Source organism: Mesorhizobium sp. M1004, assembly GCF_040318795.1.
GTDB lineage: Bacteria > Pseudomonadota > Alphaproteobacteria > Rhizobiales > Rhizobiaceae > Mesorhizobium.
The window spans coordinates 601,339-615,059 of sequence record NZ_JAMYNB010000001.1 but is presented as its reverse complement, the minus strand read 5'-3'; the positions used below and the strand labels follow the sequence as shown (position 1 = coordinate 615,059).

The window sequence follows — 13,721 nt, the reverse complement described above, 5'->3', positions numbered from 1 at the left end:
CCCGGCGAGCGATGGGGAATTTGCGCCGTCGCCTCTGTCGCATTCCGTGCATTGGGCGGCTGTTTTGAGACGGCGGAACGTCGCGTCCTCTGGCTTCTATACGGCGCGGCAACGGAGCCAGGAAGAACCGGCGACAGGTCGGCCGGCCGCGGAGACACTTTCTTCATAGGAAACATAGTTGCATGCAAGTTGACGCCGCGGGAGCGACAGGGTTAGAACATGCCCGCGCCCGGGTTCAACATGCCTGCGAGTGAGATCAAACCCGTCCCCTCCACCGTCCAATCCGAAGGAAAGCCGTCATGGCCGAAGTGAAGTCCGACATCGAGATCGCGCGCGGCGCCAAGAAAAAGCAAATCCAGGAGATCGGCGCCAAGATCGGCATCCCGACCGAGCACCTTTTGCCCTACGGCCACGACAAGGCGAAGATTTCGGCCGAATTCATCAAATCGGTGAAGGGCAACAAGGACGGCAAGCTGATCCTCGTCACCGCCATCAACCCGACGCCGGCCGGCGAAGGCAAGACGACCACCACCGTCGGCCTTGGTGACGGTCTGAACCGCATCGGCAAGAAGGCGATCGTCTGCATCCGCGAGGCTTCGCTCGGCCCGAATTTCGGCGTCAAGGGCGGTGCCGCCGGCGGCGGCTACGCGCAGGTCGTGCCGATGGAGGACATGAACCTCCACTTCACCGGCGACTTCCACGCCATCACCACGGCGCACAATCTTTTGTCGGCGCTGATCGACAACCACATCTACTGGGGCAATGAGCTCGGCATCGACACCCGCCGCGTCGCCTGGCGCCGCGTCATGGACATGAACGACCGGGCGCTGCGCGAAATCATCTGCTCGCTCGGCGGCGTCGCCAACGGTTATCCGCGCGAGGCAGGCTTCGACATCACCGTCGCCTCTGAAGTGATGGCGATCTTGTGCCTTTCCACCGACCTCAAGGATCTGGAAAAGCGCCTCGGCGACATCATCGTCGCCTACCGCCGCGACAAGAGCCCGGTCTATGCCCGCGACTTGAAGGCCGACGGCGCCATGGCGGTGCTGCTGAAGGACGCCATGCAGCCAAACCTGGTGCAGACGCTGGAGAACAACCCTGCCTTCGTGCATGGCGGCCCGTTCGCCAACATCGCGCATGGCTGCAACTCGGTGGTCGCCACCACCACGGCGCTGAAGCTCGCCGACTACGTCGTCACCGAAGCCGGCTTCGGCGCCGACCTCGGAGCCGAAAAATTCTTCGACATCAAGTGCCGCAAGGCGGGTTTGAAGCCGGCGGCTGCCGTCATCGTCGCCACCGTGCGCGCCATGAAGATGAATGGCGGCGTCAAGAAGGAAGACCTCGGCAAGGAAAACATCGAGGCAGTCAAGAAGGGCTGCCTCAATCTGGGCCGCCACATCGAGAATGTGAAACAGTTCGGCGTGCCTGCGATCGTGGCGATCAATCATTTCACCACCGATACCGAGGTGGAAATCCAGGCGATGAAGGATTTCGTCGCCTCGCTCGGCGCCGAGGCGATCCTGTGCAAGCATTGGGCCAATGGCTCTGCCGGCATTGAGGAGTTGGCGCGCAAGGTCGTCGAGATCGCCGAATCCGGCGCCTCGCAGTTCGCGCCGCTCTATCCCGACGCAATGCCGCTGTTCGAGAAGATCAACACCATCGTCCAGCGCATCTATCGCGGCGACGAGGCGATCGCCGACAAGTCGGTGCGCGACCAGCTGCATGCCTGGGAGCAGGCCGGCTACGGGCACCTGCCGGTCTGCATGGCCAAGACCCAATATTCCTTCTCGACCGACCCGAACCTGCGTGGCGCGCCGACCGGCCACACCGTGCCGGTGCGCGAGGTCAGGCTTTCGGCGGGCGCCGGCTTCGTCGTCGTCATCTGCGGTGAGGTCATGACCATGCCCGGCCTGCCCAAGGCGCCGTCCTCGGAAAAAATCTTCCTCAACGAGATCGGCCAGATCGAAGGCCTGTTTTGAAAATTTCGAGATCGTTGCGAGATCCAAGAAGGGCGGCCACTGGCCGCCCTTTTGCTTTTCGGGGACAGATTTGCCTATGCAGCGTTGCGCGCCAGCGCGCGCTGGTTTGACGCATAGGGTGTGTCGCGTTCGGGCAAAGCACCGGTCTTCAGGGAATCGATCCATTCGGCGGTCTTGAGCACGGCCGCAAAGCGCGACTGCAGGATGATGGACACCACGCGGTGGATCTCCTCGGCCGAGGCGTAGCCGGCGCTGTTGGCGTAAGGCAGCGAACCGGTGGCGTCGGACAGGAACTCGACCGCAAAGCCGACATGCGCGGCGTGGATGATGGTCGACAGGTCGCAATTATGCGTCATGTAGCCGATCACCGTTATCGTATCGATAGTATTGGCGCGCAGCCACGCCTCGAGGTCGGTGCCGGCAAAGGCGCTAGGCAGTGACTTCTCGACATAGTGGTCGCGGCTTCGCCGGGCGATATCGGGATGCAGTTCGCCGCCATGGCTGCCCTTGGCGAAGACTGGCGAGGTCTCGGGCGCCATCTGCTTGACGACCACCACCTTCACGCCGGCCGCAGCGGCGGCATCCATAGCGCGCGCGACATTGACGACGCTGTCGCGGAACGGCGGACACTGGATGGCGAGGTTGCCGCCATCATAATCATTCTGGACATCGATGACGATGAGTGCGCGGCGCGGCGTGATATTGGCGGACATGGTGTTCTCCTTCGGGCTTGAATGGGACAGGTCGAAAATAGGCGAATCCCCCGACTGCCAAAAGTGGCCCGATTGACATCATTCGAAAGAATTGGGACAATCCGCTTTTCGCTTGCTGGAAACACGCATGGCCGACCCGATCATTGCCGTTCTCGCCTTTGACGGCATCAGCCCGTTCCACCTCTCCGTGCCGTGCGTGGTGTTCGGCACCGACCGCACCAAGCTTGGCCTGCCGCGTTTCGACTTTCGCGTCTGCGCGCTCGACGATGGAGCGATCCACACCGATGCCGGGCTGACCATCGCGGTGCCGTATGGCCTTTCCGCATTCGACGATGCCGACATTGTCATCATTCCGAGCTGGAAGGATCTCGAGGCCCCACTTCCGCCGCCGCTCCTGGCAGCGCTCACCCACGCGCACCGGCGCGGTGCGGTGATCGTGGGCCTCTGTCTCGGCACCTTCGCCATTGCCGCCGCCGGGCTGCTTGCGGGCCGGCGGGCGACGACACACTGGGCCTCCACCGACCGGTTGCAGGCATTGTACCCGGACATCGAAGTCGACGCCGACGTGCTCTATGTCGACGACGGCGACATCGTCACCTCGGCCGGCGTCGCCGCCGGGCTCGACTGCTGCCTGCACATTGTGCGCGCGCGCTATGGCGCAGAGGTAGCGCTGCGGCTGGCAAGGCACATCGTGCTGTCGCCGCACCGGCAGGGTGGGCAAGCGCAGTTCATCGAGCGCCCGCTGGCGAAAACCCCGGCCACCGACCGCGTCACCCTGGCGCTCGACACGGTGCGGGCAACGCTCGGACAAACGCACAACCTCGACCGCGTCGCGGAGGCCGCGGGCCTGACCCGGCGCACTTTCACCCGCCGTTTCCAGAAATCGAACGGCACCAGCTTTGGCGAATGGTTGGCCGGCCAACGCATCGAACTGGCGCAACGGCTGCTGGAGGCGACGGAAAAATCGATGGACATGGTGGCCTTCGAAGCCGGCTTCGGCAGCGCCACCTCGCTGCGCCAGCATTTCGCCGCACGGCTCAAGACGTCACCGGCCCAATACCGGCGTGAATTCTCGCGGCGAGCCGGTCCGGACGAGCGCATGGCACGCACGGCTTCATACTGACCGCCCACGACGAGTTCAGCCCCGCTTGACGGCCCGCGCCGGATTGCCGACCACCGTGGTGTTGTCAGGGACGTCGCGCGTCACCACCGCGCCGGCGCCGACTATGGCGCCATCGCCGATGCTGATGCCGCCGAGGATGATGGCGCTGCCGCCGATCCAGGCGTCATTGCCGATGGTGACCGGCCGAGCAATCTCCAGTCCCGCCTCACGGCCCGCGGCCTCCTTGTGGTGCTCGGCGCAGTAGATCTGCACATTGGGGCCGAGAAGCGTCCGCCTGCCGATACGCACCGGCGCGGGGTCGAGGATGGTGCAGCCGGCATTGAGGAAGGCGCCGTCGCCGAGATGGATGTTGAAACCGTAGGCGCAGTGGAACGGCGCCTCGATCCGGGAGCCTGCGCCCGCGCTGCCGAGCAGCGCCAATAGCGTCGGGCCGATATTGCCGCGTTGCTGGGGCGGCAGCGCATTGTGCTCGAACACCGCATCTCGCGCGATCACGCGGAGCGCCTCCAGTTCGTCGTCGATGCAGGTGTACCATTCGCCTGCAATCATCCTTGTGCGTTCGCTTCCGGCCATCACAGCGACTCCGTCCCTTCGTCGTGTTCGACTGGTTACCAAAGTACAATGCTCACTGATGGAAGAAGCACCATCGCCTACTCTCGTCAAACGTAGGACCTATGCTAGCTTGCCTCGTGGGCCAGTCCCGGGCCTGCTTTCGAGGGGATCTAAATGCTCTATTTGCTTGCACTTCTGATCGGCGTCATTGCCGGTCTTCGCGCCATGACCGCGCCGGGCGCGATCGCCTGGGGCGCGTATCTCGGATGGCTGCCGGTGGCCGGCACCTGGGCAAGTTTCATGGGCCATTGGGCCGCCGTCGGTATCTTCACCATCCTCGCCATCGTCGAACTGGTCACCGACCAGCTGCCCTCGACGCCGAGCCGCAAGGTGCCGCAGCAATTCGGCGCCCGCATCCTGCTTGGCGCCTTCAGCGGCGCGGTGATCGGCGCCACTGCCGGTTCCACCATTGGCGGCCTGATTGCCGGCGCCATCGGTGCCGTCATCGGCACCTATGGCGGCGCCGAAGCGCGCGGCCGGTTGGCCGCCGCCTTCGGCAAGGATTTGCCTGCCGCCCTCATCGAGGACGCGGTGGCGATCATCGGCGGCCTGCTGATCGTGGCGGCGGTGGTATGACTGCCCAAGCCTCAGACGCCAAGACATACGACGCCATCATCATCGGCGCCGGACAGGCCGGCCCTCCTCTCGCCGGCCGGCTGACGTCAGCCGGCATGAGCGTGGCGCTGATCGAGCGCAAGCTGGTCGGCGGCACCTGCGTCAACACCGGCTGCATGCCGACGAAGACCATGGTCGCCAGCGCCTATGCCGCGCATCTGGCGCGGCGTGCCGCGGACTATGGCGTGACGTTCTCAGGCCCTGTCGGCGTGGACTACAAGAGGATCAAGGCGCGCAAGGACAAGGTCACCAATGACTCCCGCACCAATCTGGAGACCTGGATCGCCGGCATGAAGGGCTGCACGCTCTATCGCGGCCATGCCCGCTTCGAATCCGCCAACACGGTGCGCGTCGGCGACGAGCTTCTGACTGCCGAAAAGATCTTCCTCAACACCGGCGGCCGCGCCTCGGTGCCCGACCTGCCCGGCGTCAACGACGTCGACTACCTCACCAACTCCTCAATGATGGACCTCGAAATTCTGCCGCGCCACCTCGTCATCGTCGGCGGCAGCTATATCTCGCTCGAATTCGCGCAGATGTTCCGCCGCTTCGGTTCGGAAGTCACCGTCATCGAGAAGAGCCCGCGCCTGACCGGCCGCGAGGACGAGGACGTCTCAGCGGCCATCCTGTCGGTCCTCGAGAATGAAGGCGTAGCGGTCCATGTCGGCGCCGACAACATCGGCTTTGCCCAACAGGGCGAGGACATCGCCGTGACCTTCTCGAACGGCAAGCCGCCGGCTGTCGGCTCGCACGTGCTCCTGGCGCTCGGCCGCACCCCCAACACCGACGATCTCGGTCTCGACAAGGCCGGTGTCGCGGTCGACCTGCGCGGCTTCGTCACCGTCGACGACCAGTTGCGCACCAGCGTGCCCGGCATCTGGGCGATGGGCGACTGCAACGGCAAGGGCGCCTTCACCCACACCTCCTACAACGACTATGAGATCGTCGCCGCCAATCTGCTCGACGACGATCCGCGCAAGGTCAGCGACCGCATCGAGGCCTATGCGCTCTACATCGATCCGCCGCTCGGCCGCTGCGGCATGACCGAGGCGGCGGTGAAGAAATCCGGGCGCAAGGCGCTGGTCGGCCAGCGGCCAATGACCCGCGTCGGCCGCGCCATCGAAAAGGGCGAGACGCAAGGTTTCATGAAGATCCTGGTCGATGCCGACACCAGGCAAATCCTCGGCTGCTCCGTGCTCGGCCCCGGCGGCGACGAGGCGGTGCACTGCGTGCTCGACCTGATGTACGCCAAGGCGCCGGTCGATACGCTGGCGCGCGCCGTGCATATCCACCCCAACGTCTCGGAGCTGTTGCCAACCATCGCCCAGGAGCTGAAGCCGCTCGCCTGACATAGCCCCGCGTCAAGCTCGGCGCTTTCTGCATTGGTGCGTTGCAGCAATGTGCATTGCGCGCGGCAAGGCTTCTCGTTCAGTCTGAATTGAACCGATTCAGTCTGGATTTTCCATGCCTTTGCCGATCCTTGCGCTTGCCATTGCGTCTTTTTGCATCGGCACCACCGAATTCGTCATCATGGGCCTGTTGCCGGAGGTTGCGGCCGATCTCGGCGTGTCGATCCCCTCGGCCGGCCTGCTGGTTACCGGCTATGCGCTGGGCGTCGTCTTCGGCGCACCCATCGTCGCCATGGCCACCGCGCATCTGCCGCGCAAGCCAGTGCTGGTCGCGCTGACGGCGATGTTCGTCGTCGGCAATCTGCTCTGCGCCATTGCGCCCAATTACTGGCTTCTGATGGCCGCGCGCGTCTTCACCGCGTTCGGTCATGGCGCCTTTTTCGGCATTGGTTCCGTCGTTGCCGCCAGCCTGGTGCCGCGCAACAAGCGCGCCAGCGCCATGGCGATGATGTTCGCGGGATTGACGCTCTCCAACATTCTCGGCGTTCCTGCCGGCACCGCGCTTGGCGAAGCCTTCGGCTGGCGCTCCACCTTCTTTGCCGTCGTTGGCATCGGCCTGATCTCTGTTGCGGCCATCGCCTGGCTGGTGCCATCCAATGTCGCCGAACCGAGCGGCGGCGGCCTGCGCAGCGAACTGCGCGTGCTGGGCAAGCTGCAAGTCTGGCTCGCCATGCTGATCGCCTCGCTGGCCTCGGCCAGCCTGTTTGCCGTCTTCACCTACATCAAGCCCTACCTTGCCGATGTCTCCGGCCTGTCGACCTCCGCGGTCACCTGGGTCCTGCTGCTGTTCGGCGCCGGCATGACCATAGGCAACATCATCGGCGGCCGGCTGGCCGACTGGAAATTGATGCCGACGGTGATCGGCACGCTGCTTTTGATGGCGGTTCTGTTTGTCGGCTTCATGCAGTTCGGCGCTATCGCCAGCGTCGCCATCGGCGTCGTCTTCTTGTGGGGACTGCTGATCTTCGTCGTCGTGCCGCCGCTGCAGATCCGCGTCGTCGAAGCGGCTTCGGAAGGGCCGAACCTCGCCGCCACGCTCAACCAGGGCGCATTCAATATCGGCAATGCCAGCGGGGCCTGGATCGGCGGCGTGGCTCTGTCGGCCGGCGTTTCCTATGCTCATTTGCCGCTGGTCGGCGCGGTGCTGGCCCTGCTGGCGGTCAGCGTAGCCGTTGTCTCGCAGGCGCTCGAAGGATCGGCGCCGATAACGACGGTTCCGGCCGCCGCCGAATAATTCCATTGCGCCCATGGCGGCGCGAACTGGACCAATCGACAGCCCTTCGGCAAAAGTGCATGTGTTCTGCCTCTTATCCTGGAGGCATCCCATGCAGAAATCGATCGAACGCATCGCCGGCGACACCGAAGGCGTTTCCTACGAATTCCCGGTGTTCCGCTTCGCCGGCACTGATAAGGCCGCACCCTCGGCCTATCTGCAGGCGGCACTCCACGCCGGCGAACTGCCTGGTGTCGTCGCCATCGACGCCTCGATGCCGGCGCTGAACAAGGCCGAAGCTGAAGGCCGCATCAATGGCAACATCACGGTCGTGCCCTGGGCCAATCCGATCGGCCGCGCGCAATATCATTTCGGCGAGCACGAGGGCCGCTTTCATCTCGGCACCCGCAACAATTTCAACCGCGGCTTTCCGTTGCTCGCAGCACCGGACGCCAAGCTTTTGCCCGACACCACGCTTGGCACCCCCGACCAGCGATTGAAGACCCGTTTGGTGCAGCTGTCGCTCGGCCACGACATCGTGCTCGACCTGCATTGCGACGACGAGGGCCTGGCCTATCTCTACGTCCACACCAGCCTGTGGCCGGCGATGGCCGATTGCGCCGCCGCCATGGGCATCGACGCGGTGGTGTTGTGGAGCGAGGACACGGACGGCACCTTCGAGGGCGCCACGATCATGCCCTACCAGAACGTCCCCGCCAACGTGGCGAAGCTCGACCGCCGCGTTGCCACCACGGTAGAATACCGTGGCATGCTGGATGTCGACGGCACGCTGGCAAATTCCGATGCCGAAGGCCTCTACCGGCTGCTGGTAGCGCGCGGCGTGATCGCCGATGCCGCCCTTCCCGAACCCGGCCCGTTCAAGGGCCTCGTCGCGCCGCTGGAGAACATCGACATGATGCCGGCGCCCCGGGCCGGCGCCATCCTCTACGACGTCAAGCCCGGCGACCGCGTCGCCAAGGGCGCGCGCCTCGCCACCATCGTCCACACACCGGGCGAGGCCGGCGGCCGCACCGAAGTGCTGGCGCCGCAGGACGGCGTCATCCTGACCCGCCGCTCGCGCCGCATCATCCGCGCCGGCGAGGATCTCTTGAAGCTGGTCGGCGACAAGAAGAGCGCCGACGCGAGGTCAGGCACGCTGGAGGACTGAGCTAACCCGAAATCGCCAGCCGCGCCTTGGCCTCCAGCCATTCGGCCATCTGCCGGTACGGCACCGGGCCGTGGCTGACACGGGCGACACCAAGCTCGGCCAGGCGCTGGCGCGGCGGCACATGCGCCAGCGCGATGATGTTGACCGGCAATGCCGTCGCCTTGCACAGCGCCTCGATCAGACCCTCGTCGCCGAGCCCCGGCGCAAAGAAGCCGCTCGCTCCTGCCTTTTCATAAGCGTGCGCCCGCTCGATGGCCTGGTCGAGCAGCACGCTGTCATGCGCATCCGGCTTGGCCTTGAGGAAAATGTCGGTACGGGCGTTGATAAAGGCGGGAATGCCGGAAGCCTTCACCGCCGCCGCTGCCGCCTCGATGCGCTTCACCTGTATGGCGATGTCGTGCAGACCGGCGCCGCCGACGATCTGGTCCTCGAAATTGAAACCGATGGCGCCGGCCTGCAGGGCACGTGTCACCGTCTGGGCGACAGTCTCCGGCTCGACGCCGTAGCCGCCTTCGAGGTCCATGGTCACCGGCAGGTCGACTGCCGCCACGATGCGCCTGATGTTGTCCAGCGCTAGCTCCAGCGGAATTTTCTCGCCATCGGCATAACCAAAAGCAGCCGCGACCGGCCAGCTTCCGGTGGCGATCGCCTTGGCGCCCGCCTTCTCGACGATCTTGGCCGAGCCCGGATCCCAGGCATTGTAGAGAACGATCGGGTTGCCCCTGACGTGGAGCGCATGGAACCTGCGTGCGCGCTCGATCTGCTCGGTCATTGCTGTCTTCCCGTCTTTCCGATGTTGGACGAACAGTCTAGGCAGGACCCCAAGCCTTGGCGATGTGCCATGGGCTGCGGAAGCGGCGGCCACAAACAGGCCTTTCAAACCTGTTGCGCATCCGGCTTTTCGCCGCTATGGATTTCGCCCATGAACATGCGCTCGATCAAGACCATTTGGTGGTGGGCTCGCTGACAGCGGCCTGTTCGAACGCGTGCGCGTGAAAATAGAGGGTGGCCGCAACGGAATGTCCGGGCGGCCATTTGTTTTTTCAAAGCCAGTCCCGGGTCCGTTGCCCCAACAAGCCATATGGAGACGGCAATGACGATCAAGGCTCTGGAAAACGGCGCGGAAAGCTTCGTGACCGCAGGTGGTGTCACCATCACCCGCGAACGCCACGACAAGCCTTACGCCGGTGCGATCGATGCCTATGTCGATGGCTTGAACTCGCGCCGTGGTGCGGTGTTTTCCTCGAATTACGAATATCCGGGCCGCTACACACGCTGGGATACGGCCATCATCGATCCGCCGCTGGTGATTTCCGCGCGTGGCCGCGCCATGCGCATCGAGGCGCTGAATGGCCGTGGCGAAGTGCTGCTGCCGGTGATCGGCAAGACGCTGGCCGGCGTTGCCGAGGTGACGATTGCTGAAACCTCGAAAAAGCTGATCCGCCTCGATGTCGCCAAGCCCGGCCGCGTCTTCACCGAGGAAGAGCGCAGCCGCGTCCCCTCTGTGTTTACTGTGCTGCGCGCCATCACCGCTTTGTTCAAGACCGATGAAGACGCCAATCTCGGCCTTTACGGCGCCTTCGGTTACGACCTCGCCTTCCAGTTCGATCCAGTCGACTACAAGCTCGAGCGCAAACAGAGCCAGCGCGATCTCGTGCTGTTCCTGCCTGACGAGATCCTGGTCGTCGACCATTATTCGACCAAGGCCTGGACCGACCGCTACGACTATTCCGGCGACGGTTTTTCAACCGAGGGGCTGCCGCGGGACGAAATTACCGAACCGTTCAAGACCGCCGACCGCATCCCGCCGCGCGGCGACCATGAGCCGGGCGAATATGCCAATCTGGTGCGCAAGGCGATGGACAGTTTCAAGCGCGGCGACCTGTTCGAGGTCGTGCCCGGGCAGATGTTCTACGAACGCTGCGAGACGCAGCCTTCCGAAATCTCGCGCAAGCTGAAGTCGATCAACCCGTCGCCCTATTCCTTCTTCATCAATCTCGGCGAAAACGAGTATCTGATCGGCGCCTCGCCCGAAATGTTCGTGCGCGTCAACGGCCGCCGCGTAGAGACCTGCCCGATCTCCGGCACCATCAAGCGCGGCGACGACGCCATTTCCGACAGCGAGCAGATCCTGAAGCTGCTCAATTCCAAGAAGGATGAATCCGAGCTGACCATGTGCTCGGACGTCGACCGCAACGACAAGTCCAGGGTCTGCGATCCGGGCTCGGTGCGCGTCATCGGCCGCCGCCAGATCGAGATGTATTCACGCCTGATCCACACCGTCGATCACATCGAAGGGCGCCTGCGCGAAGGCATGGATGCCTTCGACGCCTTCCTGTCGCATGCCTGGGCGGTCACCGTCACCGGTGCGCCGAAACTGTGGGCGATGCGCTTCATCGAGCAGAACGAAAAGAGCCCGCGTGCCTGGTATGGCGGCGCCATCGGCATGGTCAATTTCAACGGCGACATGAACACCGGCCTGACGCTCCGCACCATCCGCATCAAGGACGGCATTGCCGAGGTGCGAGCCGGCGCCACATTGCTCTTCGACAGCATCCCCGAGGAAGAAGAAGCCGAAACCGAACTGAAGGCATCCGCCATGCTCTCCGCCATTCGCGACGCCAAATTGGGCAATGCCGCAGGCGCCGAACGCACCACCGCGCGCGTCGGCGACGGCGTCAACATCCTGCTCGTCGACCACGAAGACTCCTTTGTCCACACACTGGCCAACTATTTCCGCCAGACCGGTGCCAATGTCTCGACCGTGCGTTCGCCGGTGCCGGAAGAAGTCTTCGAACGGCTGAAGCCCGATCTCGTCGTGCTGTCGCCCGGACCGGGCACGCCGAAGGATTTCGACTGCGCCGCGACCATCAAGAACGCCCGCGCCCGCGACCTGCCGATCTTCGGTGTCTGCCTTGGCCTGCAGGCGCTGGCCGAGGCCTATGGCGGCGAACTCAGGCAGTTGCACGTGCCGATGCACGGCAAGCCGTCGCGCATCCGCGTCTCCAAGCCCGGAATCATCTTCTCCGGCCTGCCCAAGGAAGTGACCGTCGGCCGCTACCACTCGATCTTTGCCGATCCGGTGCGGCTGCCCGACGATTTCATCGTCACCGCCGAGACCGAGGATGGCATCATCATGGCCTTCGAACACCGCAAGGAGCCGATCGCCGCCGTCCAGTTCCATCCGGAATCGATCATGACGCTCGGCCACAATGCCGGCATGCGCATCATCGAAAACATCGTTGCGCATCTGCCGCGCAAGGCCAAGGAAAAGGCCGCTTAGAAACGATGGCGGCGACGGACAACATGGCGGCGATCGCAGCGAAGGCAGCGGCCAGGCAAAGGATCGCCAGCCTTGCCTTCTGGTCGATTGTCATCGCCTGCGTGGTGCTCGCGCTCAAGCTTGCCGCATGGTACGTCACCGGCTCCGTTGCGCTCTATTCGGATGCGCTGGAGTCGATCGTCAACGTCATAGCCTCGGCCGCCGCCTATTGGGCGGTCCTGGTCAGCTACAAGCCGGCCGACCAGGACCATCCGTTCGGCCACCACAAGGCCGAGTATTTTTCGGCGGTGCTGGAAGGCGTGCTGATCGTGCTCGCCGCGCTTTTGATCCTCAACGAGGTCTGGCGCTCCTGGCAGACGCCGACCCCGCTCGAACAACCCTGGGAGGGCCTGGCGATCAACGGCGTCGCCACCGTCATCAACGCCTTCTGGGCCTGGACGCTGATCCGCGCCGGGCGCAGCGCAAAATCACCGGCGCTGGTCGCCGACGGCCGGCACATCATGACCGACGTCGTGACCTCGGTCGGCGTCTTCGGCGGCCTCGTCGGCGCTATCCTGACCGGTTGGCAGATCCTTGATCCGGCGCTTGCCGTCATCGTCGCGCTCAACATCCTGTGGCAGGGCTGGCACGTCATCGGCTCGTCGATGAACGGGCTGATGGACCGCGCAGTGGACACGACCGAACACATGCACATTCGCGACATCATCTCGGCCAATTGCAAGGGCGCGCTGGAGGTTCATGACCTCAAGACCCGAATCGCCGGCCGCGCCACCTTCATCGAGTTCCACCTGGTCGTCGACGCCGACATGACGGTCGGCGCCAGCCACGTCATTTGCGACCGCATCGAGGACGCGCTGAAGGCTGAAATCCCCTCCGTGCGCGTCACCATCCATGTCGAGCCGGACGACGAGGCGAAGCTGCCGAAAGGCACGACGGCGGTGCCGTTCGCGTGAGGCGAGTTACCACGTTTCGATAGTGAGATCTTTGATCCGCTCGAATTCCCGGATATTGCGGGTTATCAGCGTGAGGTCCCGAGCACGTGCCTGCCCGCCAATCAGCGCATCGTAGGGACCAATCGGGGTTCCCAGTGCCGCAAGCCCAGCACGAATCTCGCCGGCATGTCTCGCGTCGTCTCGGTCGAATTCAAGTACCGGGAACTGCAAAGCTTCGATGCGCGCCAGATTTTGGACCTTTCGCTGGCTCTTTTCAGCGCCGTAGTACAGCTCATGCAAAACGACCGCCGAGAGAGCAAAGTCTTGTGGTGCATGCCGTTTGAGCAAAGCCAGCAGACCCTCGTCGCCCGCGATGATCGCTATGACGGCATTCGTGTCGAGCAGGTAGGTCACTTAAAGAGGTCATCCAAAGCAGGTCGATCCTGACCATCCTGACGCTCCAGCGCTCCCTGGACGAAATCGTCGTCAACCGGTCCGATGACCTGGTCGAGCCATGCCCAATCCTGCGCAAGCGGCTCCAAGATGACAGTTTGCCCATGACGACGGATCGAAACCTCGTCTGCCTCGAACCGAAACTCCTTAGGCAAGCGCACAGCTTGTGACCGGCCTGACCAGAACACCTTTGCCTTGTCCATGTGCTATCCTCAAATGAG

General features: G+C 64.0%; 13 protein-coding genes. 8 read left to right on the top strand and 5 right to left on the bottom strand.

Translation table 11 applies throughout. The features are described 5' to 3' along the window. Window positions 1-299: 299 nt before the first annotated feature. Window positions 300-1,979, top strand: coding sequence for a formate--tetrahydrofolate ligase (locus NKH54_RS02960; RefSeq protein WP_023669985.1), 1,680 nt, complete (start codon window positions 300-302; stop codon window positions 1,977-1,979). Window positions 1,980-2,053: 74 nt separating this feature from the next. Here NKH54_RS02960 and NKH54_RS02955 read toward each other — a convergent pair whose 3' ends face one another. Continuing rightward, the gene (locus tag NKH54_RS02955) at window positions 2,054-2,692 is read right to left on the bottom strand and encodes a cysteine hydrolase family protein (protein WP_353027693.1); all 639 of its coding nucleotides are present in this window, start codon (window positions 2,690-2,692) and stop codon (window positions 2,054-2,056) included. Between the two features lie 127 nt (window positions 2,693-2,819). On the opposite strand from NKH54_RS02955, the gene NKH54_RS02950 reads away from it, so the two are divergent. Next, window positions 2,820-3,815: a helix-turn-helix domain-containing protein gene (locus tag NKH54_RS02950; protein ID WP_353027692.1), complete on the top strand. Its 996-nt coding sequence runs from the start codon at window positions 2,820-2,822 to the stop codon at window positions 3,813-3,815. 15 nt (window positions 3,816-3,830) lie between these two features. On the opposite strand, the gene NKH54_RS02945 is transcribed toward NKH54_RS02950, so the two are convergent. After that, window positions 3,831-4,388, bottom strand: a complete 558-nt coding sequence (locus NKH54_RS02945; RefSeq protein ID WP_352521370.1) for a sugar O-acetyltransferase — start codon at window positions 4,386-4,388, stop codon at window positions 3,831-3,833. 153 nt (window positions 4,389-4,541) lie between these two features. On the opposite strand from NKH54_RS02945, the gene NKH54_RS02940 reads away from it, so the two are divergent. The 4 genes from NKH54_RS02940 to NKH54_RS02925 all read left to right on the top strand — a co-directional run bounded on the left by NKH54_RS02940 (window position 4,542) and on the right by NKH54_RS02925 (window position 8,832). Further along, complete coding sequence (locus tag NKH54_RS02940) at window positions 4,542-5,003, top strand: membrane protein (protein WP_023669981.1); 462 nt, start codon at window positions 4,542-4,544, stop codon at window positions 5,001-5,003. Further along, window positions 5,000-6,391, top strand: coding sequence for an FAD-containing oxidoreductase (locus NKH54_RS02935; protein ID WP_353027691.1), 1,392 nt, complete (start codon window positions 5,000-5,002; stop codon window positions 6,389-6,391). The genes NKH54_RS02940 and NKH54_RS02935 overlap by 4 nt, the downstream gene beginning before the upstream one ends. A 115-nt stretch (window positions 6,392-6,506) precedes the next feature. Beyond that, window positions 6,507-7,685 (top strand): MFS transporter, encoded by a 1,179-nt coding sequence (locus tag NKH54_RS02930; RefSeq protein WP_023683655.1) that lies wholly within the window; start codon window positions 6,507-6,509, stop codon window positions 7,683-7,685. A 91-nt stretch (window positions 7,686-7,776) separates the two neighbouring features. Further along, the gene (locus tag NKH54_RS02925; RefSeq protein WP_023683654.1) at window positions 7,777-8,832 is read left to right on the top strand and encodes a succinylglutamate desuccinylase/aspartoacylase family protein; all 1,056 of its coding nucleotides are present in this window, start codon (window positions 7,777-7,779) and stop codon (window positions 8,830-8,832) included. A gap of 1 nt (window position 8,833) precedes the next feature. Here NKH54_RS02925 and NKH54_RS02920 read toward each other — a convergent pair whose 3' ends face one another. Continuing rightward, window positions 8,834-9,604: an isocitrate lyase/PEP mutase family protein gene (locus NKH54_RS02920; RefSeq protein WP_023683653.1), complete on the bottom strand. Its 771-nt coding sequence runs from the start codon at window positions 9,602-9,604 to the stop codon at window positions 8,834-8,836. Window positions 9,605-9,925: 321 nt separating this feature from the next. On the opposite strand from NKH54_RS02920, the gene NKH54_RS02915 reads away from it, so the two are divergent. After that, window positions 9,926-12,115 (top strand): anthranilate synthase, encoded by a 2,190-nt coding sequence (locus tag NKH54_RS02915; RefSeq protein WP_023713961.1) that lies wholly within the window; start codon window positions 9,926-9,928, stop codon window positions 12,113-12,115. 23 nt (window positions 12,116-12,138) lie between these two features. Beyond that, window positions 12,139-13,068: a cation diffusion facilitator family transporter gene (locus NKH54_RS02910; protein WP_196813681.1), complete on the top strand. Its 930-nt coding sequence runs from the start codon at window positions 12,139-12,141 to the stop codon at window positions 13,066-13,068. Between the two features lie 6 nt (window positions 13,069-13,074). Here the strand turns inward: NKH54_RS02910 and NKH54_RS02905 are convergent, their stop codons facing one another. Next, on the bottom strand, window positions 13,075-13,461 hold the full coding sequence (locus NKH54_RS02905; protein ID WP_023724991.1) for a type II toxin-antitoxin system VapC family toxin: 387 nt from the start codon (window positions 13,459-13,461) through the stop codon (window positions 13,075-13,077). Beyond that, window positions 13,458-13,703, bottom strand: coding sequence for an antitoxin (locus NKH54_RS02900; protein WP_023724992.1), 246 nt, complete (start codon window positions 13,701-13,703; stop codon window positions 13,458-13,460). The genes NKH54_RS02905 and NKH54_RS02900 overlap by 4 nt, the downstream gene beginning before the upstream one ends. Between the last annotated feature and the right edge of the window lie 18 nt (window positions 13,704-13,721).

What these genes read in the sequence shown, in the direction of transcription:
- NKH54_RS02960 (WP_023669985.1), top strand. Translation starts at nt 300, where the DNA reads ATGGCCGAAGTGAAGTCCGACATCGAGATCGCGCGCGGCGCCAAGAAA.
- NKH54_RS02955 (WP_353027693.1), bottom strand. Translation starts at nt 2,692, where the DNA reads ATGTCCGCCAATATCACGCCGCGCCGCGCACTCATCGTCATCGATGTC.
- NKH54_RS02950 (WP_353027692.1), top strand. Translation starts at nt 2,820, where the DNA reads ATGGCCGACCCGATCATTGCCGTTCTCGCCTTTGACGGCATCAGCCCG.
- NKH54_RS02945 (WP_352521370.1), bottom strand. Translation starts at nt 4,388, where the DNA reads ATGGCCGGAAGCGAACGCACAAGGATGATTGCAGGCGAATGGTACACC.
- NKH54_RS02940 (WP_023669981.1), top strand. Translation starts at nt 4,542, where the DNA reads ATGCTCTATTTGCTTGCACTTCTGATCGGCGTCATTGCCGGTCTTCGC.
- NKH54_RS02935 (WP_353027691.1), top strand. Translation starts at nt 5,000, where the DNA reads ATGACTGCCCAAGCCTCAGACGCCAAGACATACGACGCCATCATCATC.
- NKH54_RS02930 (WP_023683655.1), top strand. Translation starts at nt 6,507, where the DNA reads ATGCCTTTGCCGATCCTTGCGCTTGCCATTGCGTCTTTTTGCATCGGC.
- NKH54_RS02925 (WP_023683654.1), top strand. Translation starts at nt 7,777, where the DNA reads ATGCAGAAATCGATCGAACGCATCGCCGGCGACACCGAAGGCGTTTCC.
- NKH54_RS02920 (WP_023683653.1), bottom strand. Translation starts at nt 9,604, where the DNA reads ATGACCGAGCAGATCGAGCGCGCACGCAGGTTCCATGCGCTCCACGTC.
- NKH54_RS02915 (WP_023713961.1), top strand. Translation starts at nt 9,926, where the DNA reads ATGACGATCAAGGCTCTGGAAAACGGCGCGGAAAGCTTCGTGACCGCA.
- NKH54_RS02910 (WP_196813681.1), top strand. Translation starts at nt 12,139, where the DNA reads ATGGCGGCGATCGCAGCGAAGGCAGCGGCCAGGCAAAGGATCGCCAGC.
- NKH54_RS02900 (WP_023724992.1), bottom strand. Translation starts at nt 13,703, where the DNA reads ATGGACAAGGCAAAGGTGTTCTGGTCAGGCCGGTCACAAGCTGTGCGC.